Below are 12136 nucleotides of genomic sequence, written 5' to 3' on the forward strand. Positions count from 1 at the left end.
CCGTCCACTCATTCGCTGACGGGGCGTGATGGTGTCTTGTATCGCTCGAACCACTCCAGGACATTCGCGATCTTCGCGATCAGATTCGACGGGCTGCTCCCGGCGATTCCGTGTCCGGAGTTCTGGATGCGGACCATCTGAGTCGGCACTCCCCGCAGCTTGAGCGCCTGGTAGTACTGTTCAGTCTCAGCCATGGGCGTTCTCAGATCGTCTTCTCCGGTCATGAGCATGGTTGGTGTCTGCACGTTCCCGACCAATGACAGCGGCGAGCGCGACCAGTAATGCTCGAGATTCCCTTCCTCCCAGACCGGACCGGGGAGCCAGTACTGGTAGTAGTTCGCGTAGCCATCGGATGTCAGTGAGAAACTGATCCAGTTGATGACCGGCTTCACCGAGACCGCGGCCCTGAAGCGATCGGTCTTCCCGACAATCCAAGAAGTGAGCACTCCGCCACCGCTCCCTCCCGTCACCATCAAGTTGCTCTCGTCCACGTAGCCGCGCGCGATGACGGCATCGACGCCGGACATCAGGTCGTCGTAGTCATTCCCCGGGTAGGCGTGATGGATCAGGTTGCCGAAATCCGCCCCGTAACTCGTGCTGCCGCGAGGGTTCGTATAGAGAACCACATAGCCCGCCGCGGAGAGCAGTTGGACCTCAGGCGAGAAGCGCGGCCCATAGTTCGAAAATGGACCACCGTGGATCTCGAGCATGAGTGGATACTTCTGACTCGGGTCAAAGTCAGGTGGCGTGGCGATCCACCCCTGGACTCTTTGGCCGTCGAACGAGGACTTCCACCAAATCTCCTCGACCTCCGACAGTTTCTTGTGAGCAAGAAGGTCATCGTTGAGGTGCGTGAGCTGACGCCAGCCCTCCCCACGCCGCGCGACGGCGACATCTGAAGGGCGACTCGTGGAGTTGTGCGTGTATGCGATGCGGCCGTTCTCCGACACGCTATAGGCACCATCGGCGTACGGCCGACCGAGCCCCATGCCCCCCAGGTCCGAAGCAAGCGTCTCCACTTCACCATTCAGCCCGACATATCCGACCTTCGTCACCCCTTCGTCGTCGAACTGAAAAAACAGTCCGCGCCCGTCGGGCGACCAGTTGAGATTGCCGATGTCCCGATCGAGATCGGTAACCTGTCGGCTACCACTTCCGTCGCGATTCATGACGTACAGGTGGGTGACCTGGTAGCCCTGGTAATCGTCGTCGAGTCCGGTGTACGCGATCTGCTGCCCGTCCGGAGAAACGGCGGGTGATCCGTCCGGACCGAAGCGGTCGGTCAGCTGCGAAAGAGCTCCCGTAGCGACGTCGATTTCGAAGACCTCGCTGTTGCGAACGTCGAAGTCGGGATTGTCACGGTTTGCACTGAATGCGATGGAACGCGAATCCGGAGCCCACGAAAGCGACCCATCGTGATTGTACGAACCGCTCGTCAGTCGCCTCGGCGTACCACCGTCCGCAGGCATCACGAAGATGTGTGAATAACCGCGCGGGAGATAACCGCGGCCGTCTCCTCGGTACTGCAGGCGATCGATCACGATCGGTGCCTCGTTCCACTGCGCTCCCTCCGGCCTCGCCGGCATCTTCGCGAAGGTGGGCTGAGCCTCGGGGACGAACATCGTCATCGCGACCCAGTTCCCATCGGGGGACCAAGTGATGCTGCCGGGCGACTCCGTGACGTTCGTAAGCTCGGCAACCTGCCCGGTGTCCATCCACCGCACGAAGAGCTGTGAAGAACCGCCCTCCGAGGAGACGTACAGGAGACGGTTTCCGTCAGGAGACCAGCTCGGCGATCCGACACCGCTGTTCCCGTCCGTGAGGGCTCGGTGATTCGTGCCGTCAGACGCGAGGGTCCAGAGAGCGGTCCGACTCTGATCCGTCATGATGTCGAAGCCCCGACGCACATAGACAATCTGAGAACCATCCGGTGAGATCTGCGGGTCGGCCGCGACTTCCATTTCGAACACGTCGAGATACTGGAGGCGATCAGAATCGGCCGCTGCTTCGTTCACCTGGGCGGACATACCCGCCGGGACCATCAAGGCTAACGTGATGGATGCGGTCAGGGCCTGCAGAGCTCGTGGAGTACTGCTCATTGGAATCTCATGTTTCGTTGGGGTGATGCGGGCGAGTGTAGCCATTAGCGATGCGGCACTCAACGCGGGCGAACCTCATGTCGTTTCAGGGAGACGCCGGGCAGGGCCCCCGTCACGACTCCGGCATCGACGACCGCGACACCGTTCACGAACACGAACTCGATACCGTCGTTGTGCCCCCCGGGATTCAGGATCGTCGCGTGGTCCTGGACGCGGTCATAGTCGAACAACACCAGATCCGCCGCCTGCCCTGGGCGTATCAGTCCACGATCCGGCAGGCCGACAATCTGGGCGGGGAGTCCCGTCGATGAGCGGACGAAAAACGGAAGCGTGATCAGCCCCTTCTCTCGAACGTACGTGGCGATCTTGTGTGGATACGTGCCGTAGTACCGAGGGTGCTGTCCCGCCCGAGCCACCGGCACGATGCCTCCATCAGTCGAAGTCGCTGTGTATTCTTGAGACATGTAGCGCTCGACATCGTCCGCAGACCCCGCACGGCCCCTGTACCGCACACCTGACCGAAGCTCAGGTGTGCCGAGATCGAGCGCGAGCCGGATGACCTGCTCAAGGGGGCTGAGTCCGTTCTCCACGGCCACCTCGGCCAGGGTGCGCCCCACCAACAACTGATCTCTCGGAGAAATGACGATGATGTGTCGATCGGCCCCGCCCTGCAGGTCCAAAATGAACTCCGTGTCCTCAACCAGCTCTTCGTTCAGGGCGGGATCGGCGAGATGAGCACGCAGGTTCTCGGTCGCATTCGCCATGAGGCCCGGACGCCCCCAGTCGGGGTCGTCGAGCCCCCCGCTTCGATCGGTGCCCACCGGCGCGTAATACCAACGCGGAATGATCTCGACCGAGCCGCCACCGAACGTCTCATATGGATATTGATCGAGGTAAACCTGGACGCCTTCGGCACGCGCCCGGTCGATCGCCATGACGTCGACGGCCGACTGCCCCCACGTGGTCGGACCCTTCGCCTTGATATGCGTGCCCACGACCCGGATGCCTGATTCGCGTCCGATTCGAATCGTCTCGGCCATCCCATCGGTGGCTGTCAATCTCCAGCCTGCCGGCCACGTCGGTGGCGGAGTGTACTCGTCGACGATGCTCGGGGTCAGCCAGAGCGGAAGCGGAGACTGGCTGCGCTGATGTGAATAGTAGAAGCCGTCGTAGTCAGCTACCACGTGTGCGAGCGCGATGATCTCCTCGGTCGACGAGAACCGCCCGGGCCGATACTCCGGCCCAGCGCCCAGGCCCCAAGCGCCCTCTTCCATGCCATGTCGCACGAGAACAGCCATCTGTCTGATCTCGTCCTCGGTGGCATGGCGCTCGTTGTCCTCTCCCATAACCTGCGTGCGTACCGTGCCGTGGCCCACCATGGGAACGACGTTGAGCCCGGTGCCGCCGGCATCGTATCCAGCGATCTCTGCCGAGATCGGCCATGTCGGATTCCGGCCATCCGGTCCGACAACGATGGTGGTGATACCTTGCGCGACCAGGTTCTCGGCAGCTCGCGTCTCGGCGTCGCCGCTAAACAGTGATCCGTCGGCATGGGAATGCATGTCGATGAACCCGGGAGACAAGACCAGCGCCTCTGCATTGATGATCCAGTCCGCCGTGGCGCCGGCCAACGCCCCAACAGCAGCGATTACACTGCCCTGTACGGCGATACTGGTTCGGACTCCAGGGGCGCCGGTTCCGTCGAGTACCCAGGCATCCTGGATGATCAGGTCGTACGCCTGCGCATGTGCGGCGGGCGGCGGCACGATCAACACGGCAATCGCAGAGATCGCCAGAAGGGGAAATGGGTGTGACATGCAAAGCCTCTCCGGAAGGTGGGACGGGGAGGATGGGCCCTGTCGCGCAGGAAAGTCCAGTGCACCTAGGGCCCGAACGTAATTCTCGAGCCGTGCTACCAGATCCGGAGCACGACCAGCATGGGACGATGGTCTGACGCAACCGACTCTTCGATGACCCGATGCTCCACGACCTCGAAAGCAGACCCGGGTCTCAGCATGACGAAATCGATCTCGCGGGCCGGACTGTCGGACGGGAAGGTGTTCGCCGGCCCATCCTTGTCGACGACGAACCAGTTAGCCTGGAGCAGCGACTGCAGGACAACATCACCTCTGCGTGAGTTGAAGTCGCCCGCGAGAACGACCGGATGCTCGAGGTCTGCGAGAAACTCCGAGAGCATTTCAGCCTGAGCCAGTCGCTCTTCGGGCGTCCGGTAAAAGTGAATCCCCACCACCGACACCGGATCCCCGTCCGGTCCGGCAGCCACCTTGACCTCGAGAGCAGTCCGCGGTTCCTCTCCGTCCGGGAGGCGATGGTTCGTCACCGAACTGACCGGCAGCCTTGTAAGGATCGCCATCCCGTACTCACCGCCCTGGTACGGCATGAAGTCGCCGAAGTGGGCGGACATTCCGAGAAGGGTGCCCAACTCGGTAGCCTGCCGAACCCGGTCGCTTCTTTCGACTCCCTCGTCGATCTCCTGAAGCGTGATCACGTCGGCATCCAGTGGTCGGAGTACCGATGCGATCCGTTCCAGATCGATCACGCTGTCCATCCCCAGCCCGTGCCTCACGTTGTAGGCAGCGACACGCAAGGTCGTCTGTGCCGGCAACGGTGCGGTAGCGGTGAGCAGACAGGCGAGCATGAGGAACAGATGACACGTCGCTCGCATGGTCAGGCGATCCCCGCGCATCAGCCCTCGCCCTCGACCATGAACCGATAACACCAGGCCTCACCTTCGAGGACCGTCTCTTGGCTCTCTCGCTCGACGCCGACCTTGAGCTCACAAACCGGCTTCGATGCATGAACGCTCGCGAAGTCCTCATCAAAGTGGAGCGGATTTCGGTCGCCCGAGATCTCCGCGTACATCCGGATGTGCTCGGACGTCACATGCATCGATCGACTGGCGACCTCACCTGCGGTCAAATCAAGCGGCTGCGGCATTAGTGTCTTCTCGCGTGTTCATCGTTGAAGATCGTCGAGTCGCTCCGCTAGCGACTCGTGTCCACATTCCCGCCCCCAGTGCAGCGCGGTAGCTCCGAAATAACCAACCGCAGCCACTTCTGCACCTCGGTCCAATAGCAGACGAGCGACCTCGTGTTCCCCGTTGCGACAGGCAATGTAGAACGCGCCAGACACGCGATCACCAAGACGAAACGCACAGTCCGCAGGCCAGCCCGTCGGATCAGTGTCAGGACGAGGCGTCACACCCGAGGCGTTCTTAGGCGTGGTGCCCCCCGCACCAGGAGCCGCCGGTCCGCCTCAATCGGCGATTCGACGAGATCAAGCAGCACGGCAGAAGACCGCTCAGCGTTCATGTTGGCGGCCCATTCGAAGGCCGCCTGCAGCCAGGTCCTGCTCGACGACGGCGTGCACCAGAGTCATGCCCTGGTCACCTCGCTCTGAAACCCCGCTGGGGGCCTCCTCGAGAAGTGTCGCGAGCGTATCCGTGTCTCGCCTCTCCCACGCTCGCGAAGGCCGCATGCAGACACCCCCCACTCACCTTGCCCTCCTCCTTCGCGTTTCGGCATCTTCGCCCCGGAACCTGCGATTCCACCTACCCAAGCGTGAGGCAGCACCTGACATGGAGATACTTGAGTCCATCAACCCGGCAACCGGCGAGGTCGTCGGAGAAGTATCGGTGACACCGGGCGTCGACATTCAGGCCGCCGTCGACCGGGCCCGCGAGGCACAGCCCGGTTGGGAGGCCCTCGGAAGCGACGGACGCGCAGAGGTACTGAAACGAGCCGCAGTGATCCTCCTGGAACGAGCCGAGGCTCACGGCGAGCTGATGACTCGCGAGCAAGGCAAGCCGCTCAAGGAAGCCGTCGGAGAAGCGATGTCCCTTGGTGCGGGCTTGGCTCACGAGATCGACGAAATCGTCGACGCGCTCGCCCCAGACGTCCTGAAGGATGATCGGTTCCGCTCGACGGTGTACCACGATCCGCTCGGGGTCGTCGGTGCCATCACGCCATGGAATTTTCCGATGTCCATGCCGCACTGGATGATCCTTCCCTCACTCGCCGCAGGTAACACGGTAGTCTTCAAGCCCTCAGAGGAAACGCCTCTGTGCGCACAGGCCTACGCCGACGTACTCAACGAGGTGCTTCCCGAGAACGTTCTCGTCGTCGTCCACGGTGCGGACGATCAAGGCAAGGCGCTGGTCCAGTCTGATGTCGACATGATCGCATTTACCGGCTCGCGCGAAGTCGGAAAGCATATCATGCGTGAAGCGAGCGGCACCCTAAAACGTGTCTTACTGGAGCTTGGCGGAAAGGATCCGATGATTGTCCTGGAAGACGCGGACCTGCAAAAAGCCGCAGAATTTGCTGCCTTCAACTCCTTCAGAAATTGCGGCCAGGTCTGCGTATCAACAGAGAGGATCTTTGTGATGGAGGAGATCGCCGACGAATTCGAGGCCACCGTCAAAGAACTGGCAGGCGCATTCTCGGTGGGCAACGGTCTGGAAGGATCAGACATCGGGCCCATGGTAAATTCCGGCCAGCGGGATCACGTGCTGGCGCAGGTCGAGTCAGCCGTATCCGCCGGAGCGACGGTCCTCGTCGGAGGTGAGGGGCACCATGACAACTTCGTAACGCCAACCGTACTCACTGGCGTGACCGAGGAGATGGATATCGGCACAGTCGAAACGTTCGGTCCGGTCGCCTGTATCTCACGTGTGTCATCCGTGGACGAAGCGGTAGAACGCGCAAATGACACGAAGTTCGGGTTGGGGGCCGTGGTATTCGGTGGTGACCCCGACAATACGGAAGCGGTCGCCAGACGACTGACCGCAGGGATGATCGGCGTGAACCGGGCCGCGGGCGGGGTATCCGGAACCCCGTGGGTCGGAGCACGAGAAAGTGGCTTCGGTTTTCACAAGTCGAAGGACGGTCACCGCCAATTCACGCAGACACGCGTTCTTACGAGGGCCTTGTAATGGGTCGCCCCACCCTAGACCACGCGGCGCTCCTGCTCATGACTGTAGCCGGCCTCACCGCCTGCGAGCAGCCGCGTCACGACATCGTCCCGACCCCAGTTCAGGCTGAGTTGACGCACGGGTCCTTCGAGATCACCGCTGCGACGGGCATCACGGTGGCTGACGGTAGTGATGGGGCCATGCGGGCCGTGGATACCTGGGCGGAACCATATCGCGCTCAAGGCATCACTCTCTCGACTGATGGCGTGTCGGCCCCGGGGATCCTGGTCACGATTAGCGACGGACTCGCGACCGAAGCGTATGAACTGAGTGTCACGCCCGAGGGGATCACAGTCACCGGCGGGGACGCGGCGGGAGTTTTCTACGGTCTGCAGACGCTCAGTCAGCTCATGAGCGCGGACGCAGCGACTGGAAAAGGAGCGAGTATCTCGGTCCAGGCGGCTGAGATATTTGATTCGCCACGCTTCGAGTATCGGGGCATGCATCTCGACGTCGCGCGTCACTTCCAAGGGCCAGAGTTCGTGAAGCACTACATCGATCTCCTGGCGATGTACAAAATCAACCGCTTCCACTGGCACCTTACCGAAGACCAGGGGTGGCGCATCGAGATCGACGCCTACCCGAAGTTGACCGAAATCTCTGCCTGGCGTGAGCAGACCCAGATCGGGCACGGTAGCGACGAATTAAACGGCGACGGGCAGCGGTACGGTGGCTTCTACACCAAGGACGAGATCCGAGAGATCGTGGCGTACGCCGGAGATCGATTCGTCACGATCATCCCCGAGATCGAAATGCCGGGTCACGCGCAGGCGGCACTCGCAGCGTACCCAGAGTTCGCGTGCACCGAGGGACCGTTCGAGGTCGCGATGACGTGGGGCGTGTTCGAAGACATCTACTGCCCCTACGACGAGACGTTCGAGTTCCTGGAAACGGTCCTCGCAGAAGTGATCGAGCTCTTCCCTGGTGAGTACGTGCATATCGGAGGCGACGAGGCACCCAAGACACGATGGGAAGAAAGTCCCTTCGTGCGCGACCTCATGCAGCGCGAAGGCATGACTGACGTCGATCGGGTCCAGAGCTACTTCATTCGCCGCATAGAGCGTTTCCTCAATGACAACGGCAAGCGGATGATCGGCTGGGACGAGATTCTGGAGGGCGGCCTCGCGCCAAACGCGACGGTCATGTCGTGGAGGGGCACGCTTGGTGGCATCGAGGCCTCTCGCATGGGCCATGACGTGGTCATGACACCCTACAGCAATCTCTACTTCGATTACTACCAATCCGAAGACCAGGGGAATGAGCCGTTTGCCATCGGTGGCTTCCTGCCGCTCGATTCGGTCTACGCGTACGAGCCGGTCCCGCAGCAGATGCGAGCGGAGGACGCAGCCCACATCATAGGAGCACAGGCCAACGTGTGGACGGAATACATGAAGACTCCAGAGCACATTGAGTACATGATCTTCCCGCGGATGTTCGCCTTGGCTGAGCTAGCATGGTCACCAATGGAAGCCAAGGACTTTGCCGACTTCCGTCAGCGGATCGAGTGGCATGTGGCGCGACTGGACGCTCTCGGCGTGAACTACCGTCCGCTCGACCCCATCAACTAGGGTCGACGGCTAACTGCCTCGCTCCAGCGGGCGTGTGAGGCAGGTCGGTCCGCCGCATCCCTTGAGACTAATTTCAGCACCTTGGTAGCTGTGCACCTCGACCCCAGCAGCCTCCATCCGGCGCCGAGTCTCCGGATTTCCCTTCAGCGCGACGGCAAGGGACGGCCCTGCCGCGAGGACATTGCAGCCCTGAGAGTCGAATTCTTCCTCAGGGACCTCGACCAGACGAAACCCACGCTTGACCACCATCTGCCGAAACACCACGGGCAGCAGGGGTGAGTAGACGAGAAGCAGGTCCTCGTCGAGCGGGGATAAAATCGACATGAGGTGAAACACATCCTTGGGACCCTTCCAGTGTGGAAGATCAACGGTGACGACCTTCACCTCCGGAAGCAGGTCTCGTACCTGCGCGACCCCAGCCTCGTTCGTCCGATAGCCACGGCCGATGACCAGAGTCTCTGAGTCCAGCCAGGTGGTGTCGCCACCTTCGAGCGTACCCGCCCCGGAGATCGATCCGGCCACGCGGAGACCCGCTTCCTCGAACCACGCCTGCTGTCGATCGGGCTCGTTCGAACGAGAGCCCTTCCCCATGTGACAGAGCACAACTCCTTGTTCGCTGACGATCGATGCGTCCCGCACGTACATGGAATCGAGCCCGACGTCCTCCCTGGGCATCCACTCGATTGATACGCCGAGTTCTTCGAGCACCCTCACGAACGCATCGTATTCGCGGCATGCGACATCGTAGCTCGGCTCAGACAGATAATTGAGGGCGCGCCACTGCTCCCCGGTTCGTTCGGCCGACACGAAGGCATCTCGGGCATGCTTCAGGAGCACTCGCTTAAGTGAAGCGGTCTCACTTTGGTACATCGGGAACCTCCATTACTTGCCCATGGCGAACGGATCTCAGCCGGCGGGCGCCGTATAGCGCAGCGTCACGCCGCGCCCTGTGTGATCAGATCCATATGAATCCTCGAGTCGGCGGTAGCCGTCCACGGAGTACATCGTGAACGACTTTCGGCGGAAGAAGATGTGGTCCGGCGGGAAGCCGCCTCGAGTATCAAGGCCGTCCCACTCCGGGGACTCCGGGAACGCCTGACGCATCAGCTTGAGTGAGGACTCGGTGCTCGTCCACGTATTGAAGTCCCCGCCGATCAGGTTGACGGCGGTCAGGGGACCGTCGTCCTCCGCCCGGTCGATGGCGTCGATCAGGCCGTTCGTCTGGCGCGCGCGCGTCTGATTCCCGCTCAGGAGCGTACGAACGAGTGTGGAGACGACATCGAGCTGAGCCGACATCACGCGAACCCGCTGGCCGCCCGGGCCATATACCGTTGCGGCGACTGCCACCTTGCGACCGCCCTCGAGCGGAAGATCCATTGCGATCGGTGTGGACAGCGGAAGAGTCGACAGGATTGCGTTTCCCTTGTCCTCGTCCGGGCGGTCGCTGTCATCCACACCGTTCTGGACGGAGGGCACATAGACTAGGGCTAGACCGCAGGCCTTGGCTGCCACAACGATGTCGATGTCAGGGGTTGGCTCAGTCTTCCGTTCGGGATCGATCACCCTCGGAACGACGGAACTACCCTCGACCTGGCGCAGACTTGCCGAAGAACGCCAGACCTCTTGGAGCAGTACGACGAACGGTGGGCGGCCGCTCCGAACAGACGGACTGGCAGCAGAGCAGTCGAGTCCGAACTCCGCACGGAGCATGCGGTACAGATTTTTTCCGCCGATATTCATATTCCAGCTGATGATCTCCAGCCCTTGGTTCGGCTCCCAAGATGAAAACGTCGAGGCCGGGGTGAGCTGAATCACCGGCTCGCCGACCGTGGCACACCGCTGTGACGCCAGCGACACGTCCCGTTCGTTTGCCGCTCGGTACCACTGCAACTGCGTCGTATCCGGTGCCTCCACCGCACTCCCGAGACTCTCCCCCGGGCAGGCAGGGGTCGCTGGAGCTGCCCTTTCCATCTCAGGACTCATGCTGCACGCGGAGCCCGCCAGAACCGCGAGAGCCAGAATGAACGACTCGCAGGCCGGGGCTCGGTGGATGACTCTATTCATCGAATTGGGATCGAAAACGCGGGCGAAAATGTCGCTTCCATCAGCCGGTTCGCATTAGCAGCCCCAAGGGCCCAGTCATAAATCCCTCCCACCGCGAGACCGGCCAGCGTGAACATCACGAAGTCATCCAACCCTCCGTTGGGCATGACGAGCCAGTATGCCCCGCCAGTGGCCAGTCCGATGCCAGCCCCGATGCCGGACCCGCGCGGCGCCGCGCCCACGGCTCCGCCGATCGCCGCCACAGCCGCCACGTCAGTCCAGTCGTACTTTCTCACGCCGTACCGCAGTCCGGCACCTACCGCCGCCCCGACCAGAGTCCCAATGCCAGCGCTCGTGAGCCTGCCGTTCAGGTCCGTCGGATTCTGGGCTCCAACGAGGCCACCCATGGCGAGCGCGACTGCGCCACCTGCGCTGGCCCCAGAAGCTGCACATTTACCTCCCTGCAGCGTCTGGTTACACGGAATCATCGTGCCTAGGAGGCCGAGTACGGATCCCGAGTACGCACCAAGCAACAACCCACCCGCAGTACTCCCCGTGCTCCCCTCGAAACTTTGCCCCGCAACGTGGTCGAGTCGAAGCACCGATGCTCCCAACACAAAAAGTGCCAGCACGACGGCAGGGCAGCGGATCATGTTCACAGATGCATTCATGCTTAGGGCGGATTCACGGGCACGGCCCCGACGGGACAGTTCGCTGAGCGCCTCACAAGTAGTGGCCGGGGAAGAGGTAACATACGACTCCGGGCCCACTGAGGACCAACGAACGTTTCCGCGCCACAGCCGCTGTGCCATTGATCTCAGCATCTGGTCCTCAATACCGACGAGTTGATCGCGCCTATGCACCGTTCCCAGGAATCGTAGAACCGCGGTGACCAGGCATTTCTTGACGGGGCTGCTCGGGGTCTGCCCCCTGATGCCGTTCGCTGCCGGAGCTCATGCCCAGGACAGTCACTACTGGGCGGAGCAGTTCGGGGCACGGGCGTCGCTACTCGGTAGTGTCCTGATCGGGAGCCTTCGCTTGGACGAGCTCGGTGACCACCAGCTCACGTACTCGCTCCTCCTTCGCCAGCAGTTTGACACAACGGTGACCGTGCAAGGAGTGGTCGAGCGGCCAGCCATGGGCGGAGGTACCGAAGATGCCACCGCCAGCTACTCGAGGGACGCGACCAAAAGAGTGAGCAGGTTCGGACTCTCCTGGGCCTTTCCGATCGGGGAGAGCATGGCGCTCGGAATGACGCAACACGGTGCTGTTCGCGAGCACGCTGAAAGAGCTCGACGCGCAGGTCATGAACGGTCCGATGGAGGTCCTGGGCGGCGACTTGGTCGCCCAGTGCATGGACCCGAAGGACACCATGCTCGTGGCACACTCGGTGGTCGCTGGGTAGCACCCTGCAGACCCTGAACGCCGTGGCA

General features: G+C 62.0%; 11 protein-coding genes. 3 read left to right on the plus strand and 8 right to left on the minus strand.

Features of this window, described 5'->3' with window-relative positions; genetic code table 11:
- Nucleotides 1–8: 8 nt before the first annotated feature.
- The 5 genes from OSA81_04480 to OSA81_04500 form a co-directional block, all read right to left on the minus strand.
- Nucleotides 9–2099 (minus strand): S9 family peptidase, encoded by a 2091-nt coding sequence (locus tag OSA81_04480; GenBank protein MDE0898252.1) that lies wholly within the window; start codon nucleotides 2097–2099, stop codon nucleotides 9–11.
- A 59-nt stretch (nucleotides 2100–2158) separates the two neighbouring features.
- Nucleotides 2159–3916: an amidohydrolase family protein gene (locus OSA81_04485; GenBank protein ID MDE0898253.1), complete on the minus strand. Its 1758-nt coding sequence runs from the start codon at nucleotides 3914–3916 to the stop codon at nucleotides 2159–2161.
- A gap of 95 nt (nucleotides 3917–4011) precedes the next feature.
- The gene (locus OSA81_04490; protein ID MDE0898254.1) at nucleotides 4012–4806 is read right to left on the minus strand and encodes an endonuclease/exonuclease/phosphatase family protein; all 795 of its coding nucleotides are present in this window, start codon (nucleotides 4804–4806) and stop codon (nucleotides 4012–4014) included.
- The gene (locus OSA81_04495; protein MDE0898255.1) at nucleotides 4806–5057 is read right to left on the minus strand and encodes a MaoC/PaaZ C-terminal domain-containing protein; all 252 of its coding nucleotides are present in this window, start codon (nucleotides 5055–5057) and stop codon (nucleotides 4806–4808) included. The genes OSA81_04490 and OSA81_04495 overlap by 1 nt, the downstream gene beginning before the upstream one ends.
- 363 nt (nucleotides 5058–5420) lie before the next feature.
- Nucleotides 5421–5597, minus strand: coding sequence for a hypothetical protein (locus tag OSA81_04500; protein ID MDE0898256.1), 177 nt, complete (start codon nucleotides 5595–5597; stop codon nucleotides 5421–5423).
- 100 nt (nucleotides 5598–5697) lie between these two features.
- On the opposite strand from OSA81_04500, the gene OSA81_04505 reads away from it, so the two are divergent.
- Both OSA81_04505 and OSA81_04510 read left to right on the plus strand, forming a co-directional pair.
- Entirely contained in the window at nucleotides 5698–7053 is a 1356-nt protein-coding gene (locus OSA81_04505; GenBank protein ID MDE0898257.1) for an aldehyde dehydrogenase family protein, read from the plus strand.
- Nucleotides 7053–8660: a beta-N-acetylhexosaminidase gene (locus OSA81_04510; protein ID MDE0898258.1), complete on the plus strand. Its 1608-nt coding sequence runs from the start codon at nucleotides 7053–7055 to the stop codon at nucleotides 8658–8660. The genes OSA81_04505 and OSA81_04510 overlap by 1 nt, the downstream gene beginning before the upstream one ends.
- 9 nt (nucleotides 8661–8669) lie before the next feature.
- Here the strand turns inward: OSA81_04510 and OSA81_04515 are convergent, their stop codons facing one another.
- From OSA81_04515 to OSA81_04525, 3 genes are read right to left on the minus strand one after another with little or no spacing between them, the layout of a single operon-like run.
- Nucleotides 8670–9530 carry an arginine deiminase family protein gene (locus tag OSA81_04515; GenBank protein ID MDE0898259.1) on the minus strand — a complete coding sequence of 287 codons (861 nt, stop codon included), beginning with the start codon at nucleotides 9528–9530 and terminating at the stop codon, nucleotides 8670–8672.
- Between the two features lie 36 nt (nucleotides 9531–9566).
- Nucleotides 9567–10724 (minus strand): endonuclease/exonuclease/phosphatase family protein, encoded by a 1158-nt coding sequence (locus OSA81_04520; GenBank protein MDE0898260.1) that lies wholly within the window; start codon nucleotides 10722–10724, stop codon nucleotides 9567–9569.
- Nucleotides 10721–11374, minus strand: a complete 654-nt coding sequence (locus OSA81_04525) for a hypothetical protein (GenBank protein MDE0898261.1) — start codon at nucleotides 11372–11374, stop codon at nucleotides 10721–10723. Before OSA81_04525 ends, OSA81_04520 begins: the two co-directional genes overlap by 4 nt.
- Nucleotides 11375–11967: 593 nt before the next feature.
- Between OSA81_04525 and OSA81_04530 the strand changes: the two genes are divergently transcribed.
- Nucleotides 11968–12108 carry a hypothetical protein gene (locus tag OSA81_04530; GenBank protein MDE0898262.1) on the plus strand — a complete coding sequence of 47 codons (141 nt, stop codon included), beginning with the start codon at nucleotides 11968–11970 and terminating at the stop codon, nucleotides 12106–12108.
- The last annotated feature ends 28 nt before the right edge of the window (nucleotides 12109–12136 follow it).

The organism is Longimicrobiales bacterium (assembly GCA_028823235.1).
Taxonomy (GTDB): Bacteria; Gemmatimonadota; Gemmatimonadetes; order Longimicrobiales; family Gaopeijiaceae; genus UBA2589.